16 protein-coding genes and 3 pseudogenes are annotated in these 23,657 nt (G+C 65.8%); 8 read left to right on the forward strand and 11 right to left on the reverse strand.

Annotation, left to right across the window (positions count from 1 at the left end):
* Positions 1-420: 420 nt before the first annotated feature.
* Positions 421-1,128: a hypothetical protein gene (locus CG740_RS34900; RefSeq protein ID WP_100579335.1), complete on the reverse strand. Its 708-nt coding sequence runs from the start codon at positions 1,126-1,128 to the stop codon at positions 421-423.
* Between the two features lie 8 nt (positions 1,129-1,136).
* Positions 1,137-6,011, reverse strand: coding sequence for an RICIN domain-containing protein (locus CG740_RS34905; protein WP_100579336.1), 4,875 nt, complete (start codon positions 6,009-6,011; stop codon positions 1,137-1,139).
* A gap of 378 nt (positions 6,012-6,389) precedes the next feature.
* Here CG740_RS34905 and CG740_RS40555 point away from each other — a divergent pair, with 378 nt between their 5' ends.
* Positions 6,390-6,956 (forward strand): hypothetical protein, encoded by a 567-nt coding sequence (locus tag CG740_RS40555; protein WP_199846667.1) that lies wholly within the window; start codon positions 6,390-6,392, stop codon positions 6,954-6,956.
* A gap of 114 nt (positions 6,957-7,070) precedes the next feature.
* On the opposite strand, the gene CG740_RS34915 is transcribed toward CG740_RS40555, so the two are convergent.
* From CG740_RS34915 to CG740_RS34930, 4 genes are all read right to left on the reverse strand, one after another.
* Positions 7,071-7,304, reverse strand: coding sequence for a hypothetical protein (locus CG740_RS34915; protein ID WP_100579338.1), 234 nt, complete (start codon positions 7,302-7,304; stop codon positions 7,071-7,073).
* A 57-nt stretch (positions 7,305-7,361) separates the two neighbouring features.
* Positions 7,362-7,949 carry a hypothetical protein gene (locus tag CG740_RS34920; RefSeq protein ID WP_100579339.1) on the reverse strand — a complete coding sequence of 196 codons (588 nt, stop codon included), beginning with the start codon at positions 7,947-7,949 and terminating at the stop codon, positions 7,362-7,364.
* 539 nt (positions 7,950-8,488) lie between these two features.
* Entirely contained in the window at positions 8,489-9,169 is a 681-nt protein-coding gene (locus CG740_RS34925) for a hypothetical protein (protein WP_100579340.1), read from the reverse strand.
* 699 nt (positions 9,170-9,868) lie between these two features.
* Entirely contained in the window at positions 9,869-10,228 is a 360-nt protein-coding gene (locus CG740_RS34930) for a hypothetical protein (protein WP_100579381.1), read from the reverse strand.
* A gap of 755 nt (positions 10,229-10,983) precedes the next feature.
* On the opposite strand from CG740_RS34930, the gene CG740_RS34935 reads away from it, so the two are divergent.
* Together CG740_RS34935 and CG740_RS34940 are read left to right on the forward strand one after the other, a co-directional pair.
* Positions 10,984-12,126, forward strand: a complete 1,143-nt coding sequence (locus tag CG740_RS34935; RefSeq protein WP_100579341.1) for a ParA family protein — start codon at positions 10,984-10,986, stop codon at positions 12,124-12,126.
* Positions 12,123-13,157, forward strand: coding sequence for a ParB/RepB/Spo0J family partition protein (locus CG740_RS34940; protein WP_100579342.1), 1,035 nt, complete (start codon positions 12,123-12,125; stop codon positions 13,155-13,157). The genes CG740_RS34935 and CG740_RS34940 overlap by 4 nt, the downstream gene beginning before the upstream one ends.
* Before the next feature lie 50 nt (positions 13,158-13,207).
* On the opposite strand, the gene CG740_RS34945 is transcribed toward CG740_RS34940, so the two are convergent.
* The 4 genes and pseudogenes from CG740_RS34945 to CG740_RS41280 all read right to left on the reverse strand — a co-directional run.
* A complete protein-coding gene (locus tag CG740_RS34945; protein ID WP_234376659.1) occupies positions 13,208-14,302 on the reverse strand; it encodes an IclR family transcriptional regulator domain-containing protein in 1,095 nt (364 codons plus the stop codon).
* Positions 14,303-14,951: 649 nt separating this feature from the next.
* Positions 14,952-15,560 (reverse strand): RNA polymerase sigma factor, encoded by a 609-nt coding sequence (locus CG740_RS39995; RefSeq protein WP_159030487.1) that lies wholly within the window; start codon positions 15,558-15,560, stop codon positions 14,952-14,954.
* A 1,338-nt stretch (positions 15,561-16,898) separates the two neighbouring features.
* A complete protein-coding gene (locus CG740_RS34955; protein ID WP_100579344.1) occupies positions 16,899-17,498 on the reverse strand; it encodes a hypothetical protein in 600 nt (199 codons plus the stop codon).
* 72 nt (positions 17,499-17,570) lie between these two features.
* Positions 17,571-17,839: pseudogene (locus tag CG740_RS41280) on the reverse strand (transposase); the annotation flags it as partial.
* A 490-nt stretch (positions 17,840-18,329) separates the two neighbouring features.
* Here CG740_RS41280 and CG740_RS34965 point away from each other — a divergent pair.
* The 5 genes and pseudogenes from CG740_RS34965 to CG740_RS42030 all read left to right on the forward strand — a co-directional run.
* Positions 18,330-19,166: pseudogene (locus CG740_RS34965) on the forward strand (hypothetical protein); the annotation flags it as partial.
* A 139-nt stretch (positions 19,167-19,305) separates the two neighbouring features.
* Positions 19,306-21,378: a hypothetical protein gene (locus tag CG740_RS34970; protein ID WP_100579345.1), complete on the forward strand. Its 2,073-nt coding sequence runs from the start codon at positions 19,306-19,308 to the stop codon at positions 21,376-21,378.
* A 13-nt stretch (positions 21,379-21,391) separates the two neighbouring features.
* Positions 21,392-22,393 (forward strand): hypothetical protein, encoded by a 1,002-nt coding sequence (locus CG740_RS34975; protein ID WP_159030488.1) that lies wholly within the window; start codon positions 21,392-21,394, stop codon positions 22,391-22,393.
* Positions 22,394-22,453: 60 nt separating this feature from the next.
* Positions 22,454-22,642: pseudogene (locus CG740_RS42025) on the forward strand (hypothetical protein); the annotation flags it as partial.
* 115 nt (positions 22,643-22,757) lie between these two features.
* On the forward strand, positions 22,758-23,216 hold the full coding sequence (locus tag CG740_RS42030) for a transposase (protein ID WP_107488379.1): 459 nt from the start codon (positions 22,758-22,760) through the stop codon (positions 23,214-23,216).
* A 50-nt stretch (positions 23,217-23,266) separates the two neighbouring features.
* On the opposite strand, the gene CG740_RS34985 is transcribed toward CG740_RS42030, so the two are convergent.
* On the reverse strand, positions 23,267-23,566 hold the full coding sequence (locus tag CG740_RS34985) for a hypothetical protein (protein WP_100579347.1): 300 nt from the start codon (positions 23,564-23,566) through the stop codon (positions 23,267-23,269).
* Positions 23,567-23,657 lie beyond the last annotated feature (91 nt).

Raw genomic sequence — 23,657 nt, forward strand, 5'->3', positions numbered from 1 at the left:
ACGTGGGTCCAGAAGCGCCCAGCCGAGAACCAACACGGGACCCGGCGCCGGCCCGACCTGCCCGCGATCGACAGATACCCCCCTGTACGCCGTGGCATTCGGCCTCATGCGACCCGGACTCCTCAGCCCCGACACCGGACTGATAGGACAGGCTGAAGGGACAACGCCTTCACCGCGGCAGCGAGACCGCATCCGCCTGCTACGCGCGCGACGTGCACCGCATCCCCGCCGAGGACACCGAAACAGTAGTGATAGGGGGCCCTGCTTCGCGGTCTACCGCGAAGCAGGGCCCCCTATTTGGCTCGCCGATGAAGCGTGAGCGCCCCGCAGCAAGTGCAGGCTGATGCCCACCACGACAGAAGGCTGAGATGTCCTCACTCCAGGAAAACGGACACTCACGTTCATGCGGACTATGTGAGGTCAGCCGTCCCAGACGTTGAGGTGATCATCAACAAGGAACTCTGGGTAGCGAAATGCTTCGCCAAGTGCGGTTAGAGCCTCACAGCGCGCTGAGGTGATTTCGACGAAGTACGCTTTCATGGCGCGCAGGAACAGCCTGTACCCAAGGTCCGCGCAGGCTTCGATGACCACCGCCTCCAACGCCGGCACCAAGGATGGCACGGCTGCCTTGGAGGCCTCTCGTTCGAGATCGCCCGCGACGGAGCGCATCTCCTGCAGGACAGCCTCCCGCATGACGGGATCTGTCACCGGGTTGGGAGGGGACGGCGTGAACGTTGTCATGCCCCTTCGCCTGATGCTTGTCAACCATGTCTGCTCGATGCGCCGCAGCCAGTCGCGTCCGGTCAAGTTGTGGTCAGCCGGATCGAAGTAGGCCTGCGTGACGCCGAGCCAGACGGTGCGGAGTGCGCCATCTGTCAGCGGGGAAGCCAGCAGCCTCCGGACATCCTCGCCGATCTGCATGCTGACCATGCCGTGGGCTTCGGCTACCGCACTATCGACAATGCTCAGTTGTACCTCTACCGCGTCGCTCTGGGGTAGGAATCGTTCGGCGTCGGCTGCGGACAACCAGAGGGGGTGCTGAGACTTGGATGCCATCCAGCTCAACCCGATATCCAGGATGAGACCCTGGGTTTCTTCCGCTGGGTCGCGTTCGTTATGTTCCGGCATGGTGCTTCCTACTTCGGGTAGGCCGTGTAGACAACGTACTTTGACGGTTTGTGATCCCTCACGAACTTCAACTGCACGACGACTTTGTTGCCGACTGCTTCGGCTTGGGGGCCGTCTTTGACCCATCTGAGCCCCAAGGACACCTTGTCTCGGAGTTGCCACTCGATTTCCAGAAGGTCATAGCGCGGGTCGAAGCCCGTGCGCTTGGACTGGTCGCTCAGCCACTTATTGAGTCTCTTCACGTTGCCCGGCTTCGCCTGCAGCCAGGCTGTCACTGCCGCGTTGACTGATTCCGCTGCTGTGGCTTCATCGGTCCACCTTGTTGCGATTCCCTTTTTGGTGGCCTCGGCCGCCATTTCCGCATCATTGGGGAGGACGTGGTCGCGCAGGGTGTGCGCTCCGCCGACGCTCTCCTCTCCAGGCTTTTCGTCCGCGAGAATGTTGGTGCAGTTGTGGACGAGGATGTCGTGGGCCTGTGGCCCCCGTGAGCGGATGTAGAACGTGTGGAGACCGTTGATGGTGAGGTCGTACACCTCTTGAGCAGCCACATTGGGTCGGTCATGCAGGGCAGTCACTGTCTGCGTGGTGCCGCCCGGAGAGCGTAGCCGGTCGCCGACGCGGAGAGCGGAGACCGGTATCCAGCCGCGACTCTCGACGTAGAAGCGGTGGCCGACGGTGCTGGTCAGTACGCCTCCCTCCAGCATGATGTCGAGCAGGTGCTGGGTGGCGTGGTGGAAGGTGGCGGTGACGGGCTGGGCGGTCGATCGTCCGGACTGCGGGTCGGTTGCCAGGACCAGGTCGCCGGTGTGGACGTCTCGGATTTGCTTGCGTGTGCGGTCGCCCATCAGGACCTGGGTGCTGCCGGGGAAGCTGTCCACCTTGCAGGAGCCGACGACGCTTTCGTAGACGTCGACGGTCTCTTCGAGCTCGGCAGCGGTGGCTGCATCGAGTTTCAGGCCCTTTAGCGCGGTGAGTGCTTCCCGGACACCGATGCCGGTGTGGAGGGCGGCGTTGAAGGCGTGGAGGGCATCCGCGATCGCTGTGAGTGCCTTGCCGCCGACGAACCAACTGGCGGCCCAGGCGCACGAGGTCCAGCTACCACCGTCGTTGCCGGGGAGGATCTTCTTGGCGCATTCGATGAAGTCGCCGAAGAGGATCTTGATGGGGTCGATGCCCGAGTTGAACTCGGCCATCGTGAGGGTTTTGGTGATCGTTTCAGTGAGGTTGGGGATCATCGCCGGGCCGAGGTAGACCACGTCTGAGGAGGGGCACCCGTACTGGGTGGCCGGCGCATCCTCAGCGGTGCACAGGTAGATGTCTACGAACTCGTTGAAGACGATCGTCGCTGTGATCTTGCAGTCCCCGGTGTGGATGATGGGGTTGCAGTTCTCCTTCTTGATGTCCCTGGGTTCCCCGATCTGTTCAATGTGGTCGGGGACGAGGAAGACTCCCCCGACCCCTGTGGTGGCCCCGTTCTGCAGTTGACTGTTGTTGTTCTGCACCGAGGTGTGGTCGGCGGCGTCCTGGGCTTCCTTGGCGTACTTGTCGGCTTCCTTGGCCGCTTGTTCGGCTTCGGTTGCGGCGGTGTTGGCGCGGTCGGCTGCGGCGCGTGCGTCCTTGGCGTCCTGGGTGGCCTGGTCTGCTGCCGCGTGTGCGGCGGTCGCGTCGAGGGCTGCCTGGTCGGCGGCGGTGCGGGCTTCCTTGGCGTAGCCCTCGGCGGTGCCGGCGGCGGTGTTGGCGGCGGCTGCGTCCTCGGTGGCCTGGCGGTCGTATTCGACGGTGCGGGCCAGTGAGTCGGCGGCCTTGGATGCGGCGTTTGCCGCGTCGGAGGCATAGCCGAGCGCTTCAGTGGCGTAGCCGCGGGCGTCGGCTGCGTAGCGTGCGGCGTTGGCCGCGTGCTGGTAGGCCTCCTTGGTGTCGGCTTGGGCCTGGTCGGCGAGGGCTTGGGCGGCGGCGGCTTCTTCCTTGGCGTTCTTGGAGTGGGCGTCGGCGACGGCCTTTTGCTGTTCGGCGATCGTCTTGGATGCCTGGCCGGTGAGGACGACGAGGCCGGCTGCCGAGTCGGTGGTGATGTACGGAGAGCCGAGCTGGATGGCGTCGTTGGCGGGCTTGGCGACCTGGGATGCGGCGTTGCCGGCGTCTTCGGCGGCCTGTGCGGTGACGTGGGCGAACCCGGCTGCCTTGGCTGCTGCCTCGACCGCTTTGGCGGTTTCCTTGCTTGCCGCGTCGGCCTCGGATTTGGCGGTCTTGGCCTTCGCTTCGGCGTCATCGGCGAGAGCGACGGCTGCGCTGGCTTCGGCGGAGGCGTGCTGGGATGCGGCGATGGCGTCGGCTTCGGCGCTGGTTGCGGTGGTGACCGCGGCGTCGGCGACGAGCTTGGCGGCCTGGGCGCCGTCCGCGTCCGAGCGGGCCCGCTTGGCGGCCGCCTCGGCGCGCGTGGCTGCCGCGTCCGCGTCCGCTGCCGCCTGGCTTGCGGCGTCCGCTTCCGATCTGGCGTTGCCGGCGGCGGTTTCGGCGGCCGTCGCCTGCTTGTCTGCCTCATGCGCCGCGGCCCGGGAGGCCTTTGCCTGGTCGTCGGACTCGTGCGCCTGCGCGTATGCCTCCTTCGCATCGGCCTTGGCACGAGCCGCGTCCGACTTCTGCTGGGCGTCCCAGGCATCATCCCGCTTGGCCTTGGCGTTGTCCCGGGCCTTGACCGCGCCGTCCCGCTTCTCCCCCGCCGTGGACTCGGCGGCCTCGGCCTTCTCCTTGGCGTCCTTGGCCTTGCCCGCCTCACTTTGGGCGTTCTGTTTGTGCTGGGCGGCGTCGGCCTGCTTGGCGAGCGCGGTTTCCTTCTCCGCCTTGGCTGTCGCCGACTCGGCCTCCGCGGCCAGCCGCTTGGCATGGGCGTCCGCAGCGGCGGCCTTCGCGTTCGCCTCGGCCTTCAAGGTGTCGGCGAGCTTGGCCTGTGCCGTCTCCTTGTCCTTCTTCGCGTTGTCACGGTGAACCTTCGCCGCGTCGGCGGCCGCCTTGGCCTGCAACTCGGCGGTCTCTGCGGCCTTCTTGCGGAACTCGGTCTGCACCTGCGCGGCCTGGGCCAGCGCGCGCTGCGCGATGGTCTGGCTGTCCCCTGCGGAGGCGCGGGTGGCGGCTTCGGCGGTTTCGCCGGCCTTCACCATCGCCTGCAGAGCCGCCGCCGTGCCCTTGGTCACCTGATCCTTCTGCTGCCCGACCAGCAGGCCGCGTCCGCGCGGTGCACCGAGGGCATCAGCACTGGTGTAGGAGGTCTGCAGCGCGGTGTCCGAAGCAGCGGCGGCCTTCTGCGCGGCGGCAAGCTGCGCCTTGAGAGCGGCGAGCTGCTGCTTCGCCCCGGTCTGTGCTCCTGTGGTCAGCAACTTGGCCTTGTCGAAATCGGCCTGAATCGGCTGATCAGTCGCGTGGTGCCCCGTCGGCTTTACGTCGAACTGTTGCGCAGGGGTGCCGATGCACGGCCACAGCCAGGTGTCTTTGCCATTGTCGAATGAGTTCAGATCCAGGCACTTGCCCGCGCCGACCTTCTTGATCGGGGTGGTGGCGCGCAGGTTGTATTGCCAGGTCTGTGCTGGGGTTTCGTTGCATGCATAGATTTGGATCTTGGTGCGGTCGTCGGTCTTCCCACCTGCAGCGTCAAGGCACTTGTGAGAGTTGCTGTTCTGAAGGTGTGGGCCGTTGCCGTCGGTGTAGAGGATCCACTGTTGGGCTGTGGTGCCGTTGCACGTCCACAACTGCACAGGGGTGCCGTTGTCCGTGCGGCCGCCCTCGACGTCGAGGCACTTTCCAGCAGCGGCATGCACTTGCACCACGACCGGTGCGTCGCCGACCCAGCCCACCCCGCCGGGGGACCAGTAGTCGCTCCATCGGGCGAGGCGGTCCGCCGCCGCAGAATGGCCGAGCAACTCCCCCAGCGCCTTGGAGCCGGAAACCAGGGCGCTCACGGCGTCCTTGTTGGCGTTCAGGATTTGATTGCGCTGCGTCGCCTGGGAGGAGATCTCTTGCTGCCACTCCTGCGCGGCAGCGGCAGTGATGCCGTTGTACACCTGGTTCGGATCCAACGGGTTGCGCCATGCACACGACGCGAACCGGGACTTCACGTCCTCCACCGCGATGCGGTACTCCGGCGTTCCTCGCTGCGGCGCGGTCCGCGGGAACCCTCCGGCAGCCAGGAAGATTCGCGCGTCGTCAGCCCCGGCGCCGACATCCCAGTCGGAGGAGTTCATCCCCCACTGGAAAGCCTTGCGCTCGTCATAGGTCCCGTCGCCCTCGGTGCTGTACATCGGGTAGCGAGGGTCACCAAGGGCCAGGACAGCCCGGCGCGTTGGGGAATCCATCTTGGGCGTCGGGTCATTGTAAAAATCGTCATCCTTTTGCCAGTAGCGATCAGAGATCCACTTCGTCAAGCCGAGCTGCTCGTAGAAGCTCTTGCCGTCACCGATGTCATGGGTCCCGGGCGGGTTCCAAAAAGTCCCGACGCGGTGCTCCCACTCCCACTCCACATCGTGGACGGCGTTGTTCTCCTGGTCCGCCCTGTCATGGTCCTTCTTGTAGGCCGTGGCCAGTGGCGTCTGCTCCCAGAACTGCCGGTCGGCCAGGGCGTGCAGTTTGTCCGCCGGCAGATTGAGACCATCCTGCGCGGTCTGGGCCATCGTTGGTCCGCCCAGCCGCAGCACGTCCGCCATCCGGCACTGATCCATGCGCAATTGGCCCTCGGGACCGCTGTACGCCCAAAGATCGTCGTCGACGACAGGCTCGGTCCTTCCGCCGAGGTCCAGGGCCTGCGGCAGAATCGCCAACCCCGCAGCAATCGCCAGCGCTGTAACCGAAGTTGCGGCCGAGGTGAGGATCGGTGATCTTCGTGTTCCGGGCATACGGAACCACGGAGTGGAGCGTTTCAAAGCGTCCTTCTTATCGTCGTTCACACGGATGGGACCGACGACCGGGATCTGATCAAGGACTCCGCAAACAGCACCTTCGACCACACGTCACAGACGTGCCACGCAAACGGGATCGTGTGAATTAGCGCGTCTCAGGCATGGCGACGCCCCTCCCCCTGGTGGGCCCCCCGGCCACCGCATGACACACAACAGCTTCTTGTGAAGAACCTGTGAGCGCCGGGCCCACCATAGCCACAACAGTCATGTACAGGGCAAGGCCCATTTTTGCGCCACACGCGACCAAGCCGTGCCGCATCCACCGGTCATCGCGTACGACGCCGCCCACGCCACCGCCCTGGCGGAGGCTTCCTGATGAGCACCCAGCCCGTCACCATGGACGGCTTCCTCCAAGCCGTTCCCGTTCACGGTGCCCGGGGCGCCGCCGCGTTCGACCTGGTCTCCTCCCCCACCGGCGACCTCGCCGACGACGTCGTGATCCCGTGCACCACCATGACGCCCCGCATCGTCACCGCGCTGCTCACCGAGATCCAGCCCGGCGGCCACCTCTGCGTCTCCGGAACCCTGGAGACCGGCCTCCACGGCGAGCCCGCATGGCTCACCGTCGACACCCTGGACGTCCTGGCCCCCGCCCCGGTGCGAGCACTGCGCGAGATGGTCGCAGACCGGTACGGCGACTACATCGTGAAGCGATCCGCCGTGACCGCCTGGAAGCCGTCAGCGCCCTCGCCTGCCTCCGACCACCGCACCACGATGTGGAGGCGCGGCGACGCAGTCCTCAAGCAGGCCGGCCCCGAGGCACAACGAAGGCCCGTGCCCCCCCTCGGGTGTTCGCGGGGAGCACGGGCCTTTTTGCGTTCAGGCCCCACGCGTCTCAGCGTTCGGGCCGGCGGCATGGGCGGAGTTCGTGGGGGCGGTTAAGGGCGGAGCATTCCGTCTCTGAGGCTGGCTTGCACTCGGCAGGAGGGACGTATGACTGGGTGCCGTCATGTCCCTGCCTGCCCCTCCCTCGTTCACGCGGTGCGGCCCATGTGGCTATGGACCGGTATGCAGCCACACCGAGACGATCTCCTTGGCGTAGGTGCCGACTGCGATGCCATCGGCAATCAGTGTGAGGGTGTCTTTGCCTTTATTGCCGGGTGAGGAGATGCGGAGCCAGCCCGAGCGGGCGTCGTGGTCGACCAGCCACTCCTCCGGGCGATCCAGCGCGATCGGTCGGCCGGGGACGAAGGGATGGTCGGGGTCGGCGAACACCGCGCCGGGCGGCATGTCGGGGAGGTCGAACCATGCCGCGTTCCAGGACTCACGTGGGCTGTATCCCCGGGCCTAGAGCACCTGGTGGGTCACGATGCCCACTTCGAGCTGGAGTGAGCCGATGCGCAGACTCACGGACCCGTCTGATCCGGTGCGTGCCAGCTTGTCGGCGCGGCTCTCCGGAGCGCAGAGGAATTCCACGTCTCCATCGTCCTGATACAGGAGTCGCCCCCGCAGCGGCTTACCGGGCTCTGCGCGGGCGACTATTGCGGAGGCCTGATCGGAGCCGCGGCTGCTTGCGGTCACGCCTCCGCGCAAGGCGAGGCTGCGATCCGCCAGATGCGCCAGGGACTTGGCGCGTGCGATGAAGATTTCTGGATAGTCCATTGCGACTGGGGCTTCCGGTGGATAGATCACCTCATTCACGTATGCGGGCAGGTCATCTCTCAGCGCGGTGAGAACGTCCGTCAGGACGCGTTCAGGCAGTTCTGCCAGGAACAGGTAGCCGGACGCGGCCTGCGTGGTGACTGTCTCTGCTGCACGTTCGTCCCGGACTCGCCGGTGAATGAAGGCGACGACGTCGTCGAACAGCGCGCTCCCTGCCGACCAGTTGAGGTCGTTACCCGTGCCTTCGCCTGGCAGCACTACGAGCTTGGACATCGGACTCCTCGTGTCACGGGGTAAGTGAGACCGCGCTGCTCACCGAGATCCAGCCCGGCGACCACCTGCGCGTCTTTGGAACCCTGATCGAGGCCGATGTCCTCGACGGGTCCGGACAGCTCACCGTCGACATCCTGGAGGTCCTGGCCCCCGCCCCGGCGCGAGCACTGCGCGAGATAGTCGCGGACCGGTACGGCGACGACGTCGTGATCTTCGACGCGGACACAGACACCCTGCCCGTCTTCACCGCGGACGGCCTGTTGGAGCGTCGATGCGTAGACCTATGCGTGAGCAGATCCTGGCGGAGAGTTCGCTGAGGCCGAAGTCTTCCGAGTGGTCCATGCAGTAGACCGGGCGTGGTCTGGTCGGCACAGATCCTCCTGGTTGGTGCGGGTACCCCTCCGTGGAGAGGGGCACCCGAGCGGGCGAGGGCCCGTCCGAGATCTCAGATCGGACGGGCCCTCGTGAACCGCTACCAAGTGGATGGGAACGCGGTCCTGGATCATGCGGGGGCTTCTGTCTCACCACCCCACGAGGATTCACTTGCCGTGCAGGGCTCCTCGTAGACAGGCGATCAGATCAACTCCCGGAACATCGAGCCAATCAGTGCCAGAGTCACCAGAGCGCAGAATCTGATAGTGCTCTGCATCCAGTTCATGAACCCAGACTTGGCGGCTCGTTCCGTCCAGTGGATCTACGCGCAGGCGCACAGCACCGTGCGTGATTGATGGGAACGCGTGTCGCAGGACCTCATCCGCATGGAGGCGGCGTAGGAGCTTCCATTGCTTGTGATGGAACTCAGACGACATGAGACCGGACCACTGCCGAGAGATCGGCACCCCGTCTTTAAAGTCTCCGGCGAAGCCGTCGAGCTCCAGGAACGCGAATCTCTCCTTCAACTCAACGAGCGGCATGCCGTCGGCCCATGCAGCAACCGCTTCGACGAGGCGTCCGAGGTCATCCGTTGCGCCGATGCTCCACGAGAACCCGGGTGCGTCTACCGCGAACCCGATGATTTCTACACGCAATCGGAACAGACGCTGCTCGGTCGCGGGGTCGACTCCCAGGAAACCCCTAGTCGTTTCGATAATGACAAGGTCGGTGGTCCAGGGCGACAGTCGGGTGTCACATCCGTGCAACGCCGCCGCATCTCTCATGGCCTGTGCCAGGCCGCCCGCAGCGGATACGTCGGAGTACGGGTCTTCTTGGTGGGTACTCATGCGGGCTTCCTCAGCAGAGCGCCACGCAAACGAGATCGTGTGCAAAGCGCCGTACGGACATCGTGATGCCCCCCGTGGTGGGCCCCCCGGCCACCGACTGATACGCCCTCACAGTTCTTGTGTAGAACCTGTGCATACCGGGCTCACCATAGCCACAAAGGGCATGTACAAAGCAAGAGAATCTTTGCGCCACGAGTAATCGACGGCTGCTGTCGATGAGCGCGGAGTTCCCAGTTGGGCCCTGCCGGTGGTTCTTCGTCATGCCGTCACGATCATGGACCCTGGGCACCGATCGAGTCGCCGACACATACATCGGCGACGAGACAGCGGCTCACTGATGCCCGGGAGGCCGCGACGGCTTCGTGGACACCGCCGCTCGCTCCCTGAGCACGGTGGCTGAACCCTGCCGTGCCGACAGCCACCCCTCTCACCACCTCTGAGGAGCCGACCCGACGAGGCGCCCCTTCTCCTGCCGCCGGGGTCACACTCTCGGTCTCCCTCCCCCGAGGGCCAGGCTGTGTTCGACCAGTTCCGTGCGATGCTCACCGCCCTGCCCAGCCCGTAGCTTTGAAGACCCGCCGGTGCTCAGGCCAGCTCCGTACAGGCCTGCCGATAAGCCAGTTGAGTGCGATGCTGCGCGTGTGAACCATCTTGGCGACATCTACATGCGGACCCAGACGCTGCACGTCCGCACCGTCGTCAAGGTCGCAGTTTCTGGGCCTGCGGGTCAAAGCAGTTGAGGCCCATCGATGAAGCCACCTCAGCCGCATGGGCAGATGCCTCGTCGGCCATGCTCCAGCGCATGGGGAAGTAGATCAACGCGCCGCGGGCTTCCCCGATCAGCGGACTGGTTGACCAGGGTGAGGTGTCATCGTCGTCTTCGGCGAGGTCCGGCCACCGCTGCAAGAGCGCGTCGACGAAGGCCGCTATGCGCTCAGCCGGAGGAACCGCAGGCTCTTCCGTGACCATGAAGCGGTCATACAGATCGCGAAAGCACTCGGCCGCAGCAGCGTCATTCGCCGGCCGCTCCCCCTCCCACACAACAAGGTCATAGCTCATGGGCGCAGCCTCCCACGCCTCACTGACAACCGGACCGGCGAACCAGATCATCCGCGACAGGGGCACGTCGCCTGAGATCGGACGACCCTGCCCGATCAAACCTCGTTGAGACCGGTGCATCTTCGCTGAGACATGTCAGGAGGCATGGAGCACGGAGAGAGGCTCCCGATGCCGTAAGGGGCTGGGTGCTTACGGCGTAAGCACCCGTTGCGATGCACAGCACGACCCGTGCTGTGCTCAATCGTGATCGCACGGTAGGCAGTACATGGGTGTCCCCTCTCAACGGAATGAGACCAGTCTCAGCGCGGTTTGACCGGCTGCATGGCTGATCGGTGCGTCGGGAAGGCTGGGCTGCGTGCGGGCGGGCAGCACGTAGGGATGCCGGATCCGGCGCGGGACGACATCGGAACTTCGTCAACCAAGGCGCGGCCGCCGATCGGCGGAATCCTGAGGCAGCGGAACAGCACGGGATGGACATCCCTGAGTCCTCGCGTGCGAGGGCACCGAAGAACCTCGGCTTTGAGAGCAACACCTTCGAACTTCGCCGAGAACGGTCAAAGTTCGTTGAGACGGGTCCATGGGGTTTCTGTGAGGGGAGCTCAGGAGGCTGTCTGTTGGGGGGTGCTTACGCCGTAAGCACCCCCCAACAGACAGCCGGGAGCAGGTGCATTGGCAGAGATCTACTAACGCCTTAGTCCGGCAAATCGCCCATGAATCTGCACCTGACGCATCATCAACGGCAGTATGCTGCCGCCATGACATCTCCGAACTCGGGAGGTGAGCGGGAAAAGCTGGTCTCCAAGCTGCCCGCTCCCCTCCGGCAGGCCCTCAAAGTCCGGGCAGCGCAGCTGAACACGGACGTTCAGGACGCCGTCACCGCCGGCATCGAAGCGTGGCGTGCGTGCCAGGAGCCACTCCCCTCGGTCGACACGGCCGGTGCCGAATCCTTCGGGACCTACCTGCCCGAGGGTCTCTACGACGACTTCAAGAGCGACTGCCGTACCCGCGGCGTCTCCTACATCCAGGGCCTGGCGCAGGCGGTGGCCCTGTGGATCGCCGACAACCCGGCGGGCGACTTGGACACCACACGCCGCCTGGTGGTGTGCAATCAAAAGGGAGGCGTCGGCAAGACGGCCGTGTCGGCCGGCATCGCCGAGGGCCTCGCCGAAGCGGGCCACCGGGTCCTGCTGGTCGACTACGACCCGCAGGGACACCTCTCCCACCAGCTGGGGCTCCGCGCCGTCCCGGCAGGCCAGGAAAGCCTGGTGACTCACATGCTCCACCGGGACGACGCCAAGCAGTCCCTGCTGGACCTCTCCGTGGTCATAGAGGGTGAGCGATTCGGTGGCCGCCTGCGGGTGCTGCCCGCCGCGTTCGACGCCTTCCTCCTCGACTCCGGCCTCACCGTCTTCCGGGGCCCCCGTCATGCCGCGCTGGAACGCGCCCTGGTGTCCGTCGAGGAGCACTTCGACGTCATCGTCGTCGACTCCCCTCCGAGCCTGGGCCTGGCCATGGACGCGGCGCTCGTTTACGGACGCCAGCGGGACGGCGAGAAGCCCAACCGCTCGGGCCTCATCATCCCCGTGGAGGCCGAGGACACCTCCGCCCAGGCGTACGGCATGCTCATCAGCCAGGTCGATTCCCTGGTACGGGACTACGACCTGACGGTGGAACAGCTCGGGCTCGTGGTCAACAAGTACGACTCCCGCCGCGGCTACATCGCCACCTCCAGCCTGGAAAAGTGGAAGGCCCTGGGAACGCCCCCTGTTCTGGCTGTCATCTCCGACCGCAAGGAACAGCGCGAAGCCGTACGCCTGCAAAAGCCGCTGCTGGACTATGCGCCGGAATGCGAGCAGGCCCACGGCATGCGGCAGATCACCAGGGGGCTCGCCGTATGAGCAAGGCCGATGCCCTGGGCGGCTCCCCCACCTTCGACGCTGTAGCCCAGCCCCTCAGCAGCCGCGCCGCCTCCTTCGCCCGCTACTCCGGCCAGGCCGAAGAGCCCGCTCCGGCAGCTGCCGCCGTAGCCACCGCGGGAACGTCGCGAGTCGAACTGTCCAAGCTCAGCCACAACCCGTTCAACCCGCGCGAAGAACTCAAGGCCATTGAGGAGATGGCCGACAGCCTCACGACGCGCGGCATCATCCAGCCGCTCACCGTGGTCACCCGCCAGGCCTTCCTTGCGGCGCACCCTGGCCGTGAGACCGACCTCGGGAGCGCCGAGTTCGTCGTCGTCGACGGCAACCGGCGCCTTGCGGGTGCCACCATGGCCGGCCTGGACGAGCTGCCTGTCCATATCGACGACGCCCTGGCTGACGATCCCGACACGCTGCTGGAGACCGCCCTCATCGCCGCTGTGCAGCATGAGGACCTCGACCCGCTGGACGAGGCGAAGGCCCTGCAGCGGCTGATCGAGGTCCACGGCTCGCAGCGGGCCGTAGCCCGGGCTCTGGGGAAGTCCAGCGGCTGGGTGACCCAGCGGATGGCGCTGCTGAAACTGACCCCCGAGCTGCAGCAGGCGGTCGAGGACAAGACGCTCCCAGTCGAGGTCGCCCGCAGTGTCGGGAAGCTCCCCGCTCAGCAGCAGCAGCATGCTGTCCAGGACGCCCTGGCCAAGCGGAAACAGCGCAAGGACGACAAGCCCCGGGGTGCTTACGCCGTAAGCACCCCGGGGCCCGAGTCCACTCCGTCCAGCGGGGGTGCTTACGGCGTAAGCACCCCTGCGGATCCCGCTGTGCAGGCCACTGTGATCCCGGCGGTGCCGGAGGCGGAAGCCCCGTGGGCCTCGGAGGCTGCGCGCAAGGTCGTCAGAATGCCGTGGCAGGACGGCGACGCGGTCGCGGACATCGTGGTCGAGAAGATGGACGAAGCTCAGCGCGACAGGCTTATCCAGCGTCTGATCGACGCGCGGAGCCCGACAGTCAGCTGAGAGCACCCATCACCCAGCTGATGCCCAGAACGCGCCGGTGCCTCTGGGCATCAGCTATTTACGCCCCTTCCGCAAGGACTGTTGCTGACGAGATGGCGGATGCGGGGGACCGGGGTGCTGATGCTGGGGGGCAGATGCAGTCCGAGCAACGGCAGGGCCACCGCGGCCGCCAGCATCGGAGTGGCCGGTCCCGCACTCTGCCCGGACAGGGGCCCGCAGCTCGCCGGCGCCGGGCCTGGCGGGGGAGTGGCACCGACACTGCTTCCCGGGGGGCGACCGTCGCTGGGCCCTGCGCTGGCGGCTTCGGCGGGAGACGGCCGGGCGAGCAGCAGCGAAAGCAGCAGTCCCGCCGACCGGTTGCTGAGAGTGCGTGCCGCATCGACAAGCCGGTGCCGCTGCGCAGCGGGCAGGGACAGAGCAACGCAGCCGACCTGTCCGGCGACTGTCAGAGGAATGGCCACGCAGACCTCCTGGGTGGAGTACTCCAGCAGATCGAACTGGGCAGCCTGGGGGCCGTGTGCGTCGAGGGCGTGGAACAGGGCGTGGTGGTTGGTGATGGTGCGCGCGGTCAGCCGCACGGGTTGGCGGCGGGAGAGGTGGTCCATGCGGCTGTCGAAGTCGAGTTGGGCGAGCAGGCTCTTGCCGACAGCGCTCGCGTCGGCGGCCGCCCGGAAGTCGACCCACTCATGGACCTTGGGCGCGGTGGGGCCGTCCGCGTACTGCGAGATGGTGACTTCGCCATCGGTATAGCTGCTGACATAGACGGCCGCCCCGACAGTGTCGCGGAGCCCTACCAGGGCGTGCCGCAGGACGTGCTCGGCGTGCGTACTGCCGGGTGCGGACATCAGCCGCAGGACGGGGCCGGGGAGATAGCTGCCGTCATCGAGTGCAGTGGTCAGGCCCTGCTCGCACAGCCACCGCAGCAGCTGTGCGAGGACTGGCCGAGAGCGGCTGGTTCTCTGCGCGAGGTGCTCTGCGCTGACAGGACGGGACGCGCCGCTGATGATGTCGAGCACGTCGAGAACGCGCAGCGCGGACTGCCACTGGTCGGGGGAGTGCGGCTCTGGCGATACCTGCTGGGCCAGACCGCGCAGCGGCGCGGCGCGCAGGGGAGCAGGCGACCACAACTGGCTGATGCCGGCCACGAACACAGGGCCCGTCGTCGCCCCAGCCGGGCCCGGCGGAACAGACGGTGGGCCGGCCGGGACATGAGGCAGTGGCTGCCCGGCGCCGACCGAGGTCACGGCGTCGGTCCCGCAGAGTCCAGGATGCCGGACGATTGCAAGAGCCTCCCCTACATCTCGGGCGAACTCGGGATCCTCCAATTCCCCGCGTTCACTGCGCAGTTTGCTCCCGCCGGGCAGCTGCTGTGCCCTGGGCGCGGTCAGCAGGAGCTGGGCATCCCGATGGCCCCAGCGTGCGGCGTCGCCGAGCGCCGTCATCAGCCTTCCGGCCGTAGCGGCCGACTGCAGGAGGAGGTCACCGCGGCGGTAGAACACCACGGTCAACCGGAACGCTGCTCCAGGGTGCTGCTGTACATACGCCTGCCGTAGCCAGTTCTCAGCCGGCTCCCAGTCTCCGGCCCGCAGTGCCTTGGTGCCCAGCCGGTAGCAGGAGTTGGCATGCCGGCGCTGCTCTGCTGCTGCCGGGCTGCAAGGCGGGTGGGTACTCCAGTCGCCATTGGGACGGTCCCAATGATCGAACGGCCCCTTCGCCCTGGAAAGCAGTTCAGCGAGACCAACTACAGCCTCGGGCCCGCCCTTTGTTCCTCGGCCGTCGTGGTTGCTACGCACGTCACTCACCTGAGTCCTCTTCCCCGCGCCGCTGCCTTCTGAGATGCCCTGGGCGGATGTGCGGCTTCACCTCAGCCATGTCGCGCAGCTCGCGGGCTGCCTTGCTGGCCAGTGAACGCACCTGCTGACGCGGTACCTGCAGGCTGGCCGCGATGGTGTCCTCGTCTCCGCCCCGTACCTGCTGGTCGGCGACTGCTCTGCGCTGGGTGTCCTTCATGCCGGCGACGGCGGGGCGAACGATGTCGTCCAAAGGATCAAGCGGCGTCAGCACTTCATGACACGGAGGTCGGCTTCGCTCCACGAGCAACCCCAAGTCGGCTTCCGACATGGGAGCTTCACGGCCGGCGACGGCATCGAGCGCCAGGTTCCGTGCCGTCGTATACATGTACGGCAGAGGATCGCGGGCGGCTGGCTGCCTCCCTGTGCTCCATGCCTCCCATGTCCGCAACAGCGCCTCGTGTGCGATGTCCTCGATCAGTTCCCGCAGGGACGGGAACCGGCGATGCAGCGAGGAACTCACGTACCGGACGTATTCCGGATAGTTGGCCTCGAACAGCCGACGCACCTGATCGCTGACCGGGTGCTCACCTGGCGACTCCTCTTCTACCACGGGCCCGCTCCCGTGCGGGCGTCTACGGAACACGGGGGAGCGGTGACTGAAGCTATCGACCACACCATCAACCGTCCCCCGCCCGGCAGCTCGTAGCAGACGAAAATCATCCGGTCCGCACCCTGCGGCGCTACCCCGGTACCAGTACAGCGCCGCTCCGCTCTCCAACGTGATCTCTCCTGGCGGCACCTTCGTAGAGTCACCGCCCATGGCTGGCGCCAGACACCGCCCAGCGCATGTACAGCGCCAGCCACGGCCGGGATGTACCCGACCATCTCCCAGGGCGTCATTCCGGCTCCCGATTGTCTGGTCCCGGCAGCGCCGTGCGCGCTGCACTCCTCTCTTACGGTGTGAGCCACCCGGAATTTCCTGATGATCAAAAATGATCGAATGACAGCGTGACTTGGCTGTGGAAGCGCACCCATGCCCAAGGATGTGCCCGAGCTCGGATCCGCGGGAGGGAGAGGCGACCGCGCCTGACCACTGGATCAGCGGGAGGCACCTAACGAATGGATCCTCCGGCAGAACCGGGCCGGGACGCTCGCCAGAACGCGCACGTCTGCTCCCCTGATCTCTCGAATCCACTGACCTGCTTGACGCGGAGGCCGACTCGGAAGTGGCCGTCGGCGCCGCGCAGGTCGTACACGAAGGCGATGCCGGCACGGCGTTGTCTTGGGTTGCCCCGGCGGGGTCGTAGGTGTCGTTCTCGGAGTCGTCGTGGCCGGGGCCGAAGAGGAGAGTGGAAGGTCTCTTCGCGTGACTCGACGCGAAGATGCAAGACGGCCGGCCGTCACAGGCCGATGAGGACGCCGTCGGTACCATCGCGGCGCCGGATCACACGGGATGCGCCGCCTCTGTCCTATGAGCGGAACAATTCTCGAAAGACTCCTGTGCATAGTCGGCAATGAGCCGTAACTCAACTCGTGCCCCTCACCCCCTTGGATGCACGTCCGCTCCGACGAGCAGGCTCTCCCTTGTACGAGACGCCACCGCGGAGGGGGCCCTAGCCGTCGGGAAGTTCATCGCCCTGGAACGCTGACCATGAAGCGACGTGTCCGGGCATTCGCGGCCTGACACTCCAAATTTTCAAACATTAACAGGTCGGGCATTTGCGCGTAAATAACGCGAAAGAGACACGCGTAACGGCGCCTTGAAGCGTCGAACACTCCAACCCCGGTATGTCGGGACGTTCGGGTAGCTGAGAAGCCGTCAGGGAGCCCCACAGCGCTTCCGCGCTAGCTGAAATGCCAGTATTTCCCTTGTTGAAGAAGCACCCTTCCTGCCTGTGACTTATAAGTGATCTCATCAGGTTGCCGCTGTGAGGGGAGCGCTGCCATCTCACATGCCGCGGTCTGGGCCATACCAAGGTTCCGAGCGTTCGTCAGCGGACATCGGGAGGCGCCGCAACTCCACGGGACCGCGGTAAAAGACTGCGCTGTTGGGCCCGCACATGTCTTCGCCGATGAGGTAGCGGTAGAGCCATTCCGCGAAGCTCGTACGGTGCTCTGCCCAGGTCTCGTCAAAGTTCACCACCAGTCTCGGCGTATCTGGGGCAGCGAGCAGGAAGATGTTCTCTCCTCGGTCGGTGCTCGCGATCGGCCACAGCCCGGTGCGGGTGCCGAAGCTCAGCTCGTCGAGGCCGAAGAGCTGACGGGGGTCCTCATCCGCGTCAAGACCGAGGTCGTCCCAAGGCACCTCGGACCACGCCTTGACCTTGCTGCGGATGTCTTGGCCCAGGTTCCACCACTCGGTCGCCGGGCGGAAGAGGTAGAGGTGCCTGTTGATCTGGATGGGGGCGAACGCGTCTACAAGGACCTGGTAGTCGGGCGGAAGCTGCAGGCCGAGTTCTGCGTGGAGACGGTCCCAGGCAACCGGGTCCGCATGGCGGTTCTGGGCCGGACCGAGCATCGCCATTACGGCCGCCAGGTAGTCAGTCATGAGTTCCTCGACGGTGTGTACTCGGCGCAATCAATCGCCTTGGGCAGCGCCTGTAGAGTCGTACTCTACGGATCACGTCGAGTCGATGACCTTCGCAAGCCTGCGGTAGCAGACCAGAGCGGCGGCGATGGCGAGGATGCCTTGCCTTGCGTGCGTACCTATGGTGCAGGCGGCGGCATCCGGCGAGCCAGGCGACGGTTCGCTCCACGGTCCAGCGATGACGTCCCAGCCCCTGGGAGGCCTCAGCACGCTTCCGCGCGATGCCCCTGGTGATGATCGCGAGCGTGGCCGCCGGCGCAGCGATAGTCGTACCCCTTGCCGCCATGGACCTCCCTGCTCCTACCCGATACTCAACGCCTATCGGTACCCACAGCCGGCGGTCAGGCGAACGGCACCGACATCACTCGATCAAGTTCAGTAGCGGCGGAAGACGGCATCGGGGGGAGGTTGCTGCCGTCCGCGTGCGTCGGGCGCCGAGCCGTGCAGTGCCGTACGAGCCGTGAGAAGGTTCCAGCGCCCGCCCGGAATTGAGCGCCTTGCAGCAGCCCGGGACCAAGTACGTACCTCCTGATCGCGCCTCACCAGACATGCGCGCTGACCGATCCCATGCTGGACGGAGCAAAGCCACCAGTTCCTGTGATGGCGCCTCTCGGCTCATGCGATCTTGACGCAGACCCCACTGGTGGCACCGCGTACCCCATGGGTAGCGTTGGTGGGCTTGAGTCCCCCCACCTGTACGGGAGTCCACAGTGAATCGCCCCGCCCGGCTTGTTGTGGCCGCGCTCACCGCATCTGCCGCGCTGGTGCTGACCGCTTGTAGCTCAGGATGCCGACCCCAACTGGCAACCCCCGGCGTGCTGGTATGAGCCGGCGGCTACGCCCGAGCAACTCAAGGACAGCGTGGACCTTCTCAAGAAGGACCCCAACGGGGATCTGGTGCCCGTCACTCCGACTCTCAGCTGGGGCGAGGAGCTGATGGTGGACCACTACGAGAAGGGCAAGGCCGAGTTCGGGAGCGGAGCGGGCTACCTGAACTACAACCTCGGTAAGGACGGTATGTTCTGGCGCGGGGTGGTCAACAAGGAGCGGGCGAGCGACCCCGAGTCCGCCGTCTGCGAGCAGACCCTGTTCTGGCAGAACGCCCCGACCCTGCCGAACGACAAAAACGCCCCCACTCCCGATGTCCTGGCCGCCTACGCCTACAACAAGATCAATGTCCCGAAGACCGAGGTCGAGCTGAGGTCCACCGCCAAGGACACGGTGAATCTTCCGATCTGGGGGTGGCTGGACAAGGTCACGTTTCAGCCGGTCAAAGTCCGCGCCGAGCTGCCGCAGGTCGGTGTGTGGGCGGAGACGACAGCGAAGCCCGTCGCCCTGCACCTCGACCCGGGCACGTCCGACGCCGCGACATACCCAGCTTCCGGCGACTGCACGATCAACGCCGACGGATCCATCGGCGCTCCCTACACTGCTGGCGACGCGAACAAGCGCCCGCCATGCGGGATCGCCTACCTGCGAGCCACCAACGGCCAGCCGTACCGGTTGAAGGCATCGATCACATGGCAGGTCTCGTGGGAGGGCTCAGGCGGCACAAAGGGTGACCGGCACGGCACCTTCGACACGCCCCGGGGCATGGCTGTCCAGGAGATCCAGGCAGTCAACCGCTGATGGCTGCGGCTGCTGGTACTCGGCATCATCGGCTGCTCGGCCGGTTCACCGCCCGGGGGGTCACGGGTCAGAAAGCAGTCGCCGCTGACTGCGGTCGAAGACTGCACGCTGTCACTGTCACACAAAGGAGCACTGCGTCATGGGAGATTACGTCGGCGTCGACCCGGTTGAGGTGCGGAAACTCGCTGACCGACTCGGAGACTTGGAGCAGGCCCTGGCCAAGCACGGAGCCTTGATCCGCAAGAACTTCACGTCCTGGCACAGCGGCCTCGACCTGTCCCTGATCGCCCAGCAGACACGGGCGGTGGGGGACGACTTCCGTGACATGTCCAAGCGTGCTGACCTGGCCCGCACCCTGGAGGAGGCCGGCGGTGCAGTGTTCCTCTGCACTCCGCAAGGGGACATCATCGGCATTCCTTGGGACATGAAGGACGTCAGTGCGCAGAGCCCCAAGGAGGCTCAGCAGGAGGCCGCGATCCTCAAGAAGGCGCTCGACGACCCGAAGTCCGAGACCTCCCGCGAGGACATCCAGGCGATCGCCCGCTCCCTCGCCGACCACCAGGACGACCCCGCCTACATGACAGCGTTCATGATCGCTGGTGGGATCACCGATGCCACCAGGGTGCCGAGCATCCTGCACGAACAGGACGGCACCCACAACGGCGCCCTGTTCAGCCCTCAGTCCGAGAAGATCCTCGCCCAGTACGGCAAGGCTACTCAGGTCATGAGCGACCTGGCGGTCAAGGGCAATTACCCCCACCCGGCGCCCAACTACCTCGCAGCACTGACCAACCCGCCCAACGGCGACATGTGGTCCGTCGGCGTGCTCTTCAAGTACGGCCCGAAGGGTGATCTGTGGAACCCGAAGGCTCTGTCCGATGTCGGCGGGGCAATGCTGGACTGGCGCGCCAAGCAGTCGGGCCGGAACGGAATGCGGCCCGACTACATGCCCCGCATCGGGAACAGCGGCATGTACGGCTACTACACGTCGCCGGGCGTCCACAACTGGTACCAGTCGCTCGGTCTGGACCCCCAGTACACAGACCCGGACGCCGGTTCGCGGCTCATCTCAGCCATTCAGGCCAATGACCCCGCTCTCGCCCTCATGAACCGCATAGGCGAGAACGCGCAGGCATCACGAGACCTGCTCACCGCATCCGAGGGCGCAGGCCTGCGCAACGCCCGGCAACTGGTCGACTACCACTGGGAGATTCCTGGGCCCAAGGGGCCGATCGACGAGTCCGACGCGGTGTTCCGTGTCCTCACCCTTGCGGCCAATGACCGCAGCCCCGGTCACGTGGACCAGTCCGGCCAGGCGGCGAGCAACATCCTGATCGCGGCGGCGAAGGAAGAAGACATCTTCTCCAAACGGGATGAAGCCGACAAGAAAGAGCAGTTCCAGACCTACCCGAAAGGCACTGCGGTCGCCCTGGCCGGCATCACCGGTACCTGGGCCGACCAGCTCGGCGCCACCAGCGTGCTGGCGGGTCCTGACTCGCATGGCTACTCCCGCCATGTCCTGGGCTCCAACCCGAAAGAGCTGGTTAATGTCATGAAACTGTTCGCGAGGAACAACGCCGACGCTGCGGCCATGTTCGACACCACGCTGCACACGCAGGTATCAGAGGCAGCGGGCAGCGCACACGCCACTAACGACCTCACCAACATGGGAAGCCTCGCCGGATTGTTCACGAAGGCGAAACTCAGCGCCACCTACACCGAGGCCCAGCAACTGGACGAGGAACACAAGCACAACATGATGGTCCTCAACTATGCCGGGAACATCTTCGGATGGATTCCCGCTGTGTCGGCGCCCGAGGGAGAAACGCTCCAGGGTGCGGCCAAACTGGCCGCAAAGGGTCTCAAGTACTCGCAGAACCTGGTGACTGTGGGAAGAACGATCATCGCCCCGGACAATGATCCCTTCTTCACGGGCAACGCCGGCAAACAGGAGGCCCTCAACCAGGAGGAAGCAAAACAGCAGTACCTGACCTTCTCCCCGGCGATTGCTCAAGGACTGATCCGCGCGGGAAAGATTCCGGCTCCGGCGAACGCCCCGTGGTACGACCCTCAGACCAAGACCATCGCTCCCAATGCCTGGAACAACGGCGACTTCAACAACTGGTCGTCGACGCAAGACGATCGGGCCACATACATAAACGCCTTCCAGACCGGCTTCGACCACACTGAGGTCTCACCTGATGGCAAATAAGGTTCGAGCATGGATGCGGCGCATCCTCGTCCCGTCTGTCGCGCTGACACTGCCGCTCACCGCCTGCTCAGCAGGCGGCCATGCGCGCCCTGTCTTCCCTGATCCGGAGCGGGGCAAGGTGGTCTCCTTTGCCCTCGGCGAGCTGAGCACGCACTACGACGTCAATTACGCCGTCGCCGGAAGCGCCCACAGCAGTTCCTTGGCCTGGGACCGCTCGGGCGACGTCTTCATGATGAACGCCAGCAAGTACTTCGACCTCCTGCGCATGACGCCACAGGGGAAGGTCAGCCGCTTCGCGCACATCTCGTACCCAACCGTCGCCCGCGGTATGGCCGCCACACCCGACGGGGGCGTGATGATCGGCGGAGACAGCGGCCTGATCCAGGTCGACAGTAAGGGCGGCTTTGGCCCGGTGCAGACTTCGTATCAGTTCGCGGACCCCAGGCCGATCGGAGCGCGTTCCGACGGCTCGGTCATCATCTTGGACGGCCGGAGCGTCTGGGCCCTGAAAGACGGCAAGGCCACCTCGCTCTACGGCAAGCCCGGGGGACCTCGGGAAGGGCTCGGTACCGTTGATGAATCGGGAACCGCCTACGTTCAGCCCACCGGCCAGACCTTGGCAGACATGCTCGTCCTGCCCCCGGGAAAGGACCCTCACCGCCTGCAGATATCTGGCAATCTGCCCGGAACCCGGATACCGATCTCGGGACTCTCTCCGAGCAGCCTGGCACCTGCCCGCGGGGGCGGCTTCTACGCGATGGCCACGTCCTCGATCGGCAACTCGGCGAACTACACGTACTACGTGATTCACATCCGAGAGACGACTGGCACCGTACTCATCAAGGCGACCCATGATCGCATCTGCCCGACGGGCCAGCAGTACCCCGCCCTCGAGAGCCCCTGCGTCATGCCATGGTTCGTCACGCAGCTGGGTGACCAAGTACTGGTCATGGGGAGCAGCACTATGTCCGGTAAGACCGTGCCGGCGCTCGCTGTCCGCGCCGACACCGAGTAAGAGGTCCTAACAGAATTTGCTGATCATGTGACTTTGGCTCGGCTGGTCGTTGCTCTGGCCATGGGGGAACGTCAGCCGCGACCGTGGATCGTGTCGGATGAACTGCGGTCGCTGATCGAGCCGTTGCTGCCTGAGCCGGGGCCGAAGCTGATCGAAGGCAGACCTCGGGTGCCGGACCGGCAGTTTTGTTCGTGCTGCACACCGGCATCCAGCGGGAGTACCTGCCTCAAGCTGGGCTTCGGCTCGGGCATGACGTGCTGGCGGCGTCTGGCCGCCTGGAACGATGCCGGTGTCTGGGACCGGTTGCACCTGGTGCTGCTGGAGAAGCTGCGAGCCGCGAAGAAGCTGGACTTGATCGCGGGAGGTGATCGGCTCCTCCACGTGTGGGCCGATCGGCGGGGCCCAAAAGCGGACCCAGCCCCGTCGACCGAGCACGCCGGGCAGCAGGCACCATGTCGTCACCGACGCCCAGGGCATCCCGCTCACGGTGTCGCTGACCGGCGGAAACCGCAACGACGTCACACAACTGCTGCCCCTGATCGACAAGATCCCGGCAGTTTTCGGCGTGGTCGGCCGACCAGACGCCGTCCCGACGCCCTCCTCGCCGACCGCGGCTACGACCACGACAAATACCGCCGTCTGCTCTGGGCTCGCGGCATCCGTCCGGTCACACGAGACAGGGCCTGCAGTTTGGTCGGCCCCTCTCTCACCCCTTGGGGCGCGAGAGATCCCTCCAGACAGCGGGCCGAGCGAAGAGCTTCGCGGCCGTATCAGTTCGGCATGCTTGCGCCGCGGGACGACCTGGTTTCCACGAAGGTCTTGAAGCGCTTCCGTCGATTCCAACCGAACTCTCGCGTCCGAACGACAGCCAGTTCAGGGGCCGGTGAGGATGTCGTGGGTGCCGATGCGGCGCCAGACGATGTGCTGCTCGCCGTGGACTATCTCCTTGCCGTACTGCCAGGTTGCGCGGCCGTTGCCGTCCCAGGTGAGTTCGAAGACGCCGGATGCCCGGCTTACGCCCTTGATCCGTAAGCCGGGGCAGAACTGGCGGCTGGTGCGCAGGTCCGGCACGAAGGCGTCCAGCACCACGCGGCGGAAGCGATGGCGTTGGGCGGCGGGGGTGAGGTGCTGAAGGTCGGCGGTGAAGCGGGGGCAGGTCTCGAAGGTGGGCACGGTGGTCTCCTCCGGTCAGCACGGCGAAGCCCCCGGCGTGTGCCGGGGGCTGCTGTAGGCGGTGCTCTTGGTGGTGTTCGTTCCGTGGTGC

It is taken from the genome of Streptomyces sp. CB01201 (assembly GCF_002803085.1).
GTDB classification, from domain to species: Bacteria; Actinomycetota; Actinomycetes; order Streptomycetales; family Streptomycetaceae; genus Streptomyces; species Streptomyces hundungensis.

Excerpts from the sequence above, each read along its gene's own strand:
- CG740_RS34955 (WP_100579344.1), bottom strand. The coding sequence starts at position 17,498 with ATGACTGACTACCTGGCGGCCGTAATGGCGATGCTCGGTCCGGCCCAG.
- CG740_RS34900 (WP_100579335.1), bottom strand. The coding sequence starts at position 1,128 with ATGCCGGAACATAACGAACGCGACCCAGCGGAAGAAACCCAGGGTCTC.
- CG740_RS34975 (WP_159030488.1), top strand. The coding sequence starts at position 21,392 with ATGCGGCGCATCCTCGTCCCGTCTGTCGCGCTGACACTGCCGCTCACC.
- CG740_RS34920 (WP_100579339.1), bottom strand. The coding sequence starts at position 7,949 with ATGTCCAAGCTCGTAGTGCTGCCAGGCGAAGGCACGGGTAACGACCTC.
- CG740_RS34935 (WP_100579341.1), top strand. The coding sequence starts at position 10,984 with ATGACATCTCCGAACTCGGGAGGTGAGCGGGAAAAGCTGGTCTCCAAG.
- CG740_RS34930 (WP_100579381.1), bottom strand. The coding sequence starts at position 10,228 with ATGAGCTATGACCTTGTTGTGTGGGAGGGGGAGCGGCCGGCGAATGAC.
- CG740_RS34970 (WP_100579345.1), top strand. The coding sequence starts at position 19,306 with ATGGGAGATTACGTCGGCGTCGACCCGGTTGAGGTGCGGAAACTCGCT.
- CG740_RS40555 (WP_199846667.1), top strand. The coding sequence starts at position 6,390 with ATGAGCACCCAGCCCGTCACCATGGACGGCTTCCTCCAAGCCGTTCCC.
- CG740_RS34905 (WP_100579336.1), bottom strand. The coding sequence starts at position 6,011 with ATGCCCGGAACACGAAGATCACCGATCCTCACCTCGGCCGCAACTTCG.
- CG740_RS34940 (WP_100579342.1), top strand. The coding sequence starts at position 12,123 with ATGAGCAAGGCCGATGCCCTGGGCGGCTCCCCCACCTTCGACGCTGTA.
- CG740_RS34915 (WP_100579338.1), bottom strand. The coding sequence starts at position 7,304 with ATGCCGCCCGGCGCGGTGTTCGCCGACCCCGACCATCCCTTCGTCCCC.
- CG740_RS34925 (WP_100579340.1), bottom strand. The coding sequence starts at position 9,169 with ATGAGTACCCACCAAGAAGACCCGTACTCCGACGTATCCGCTGCGGGC.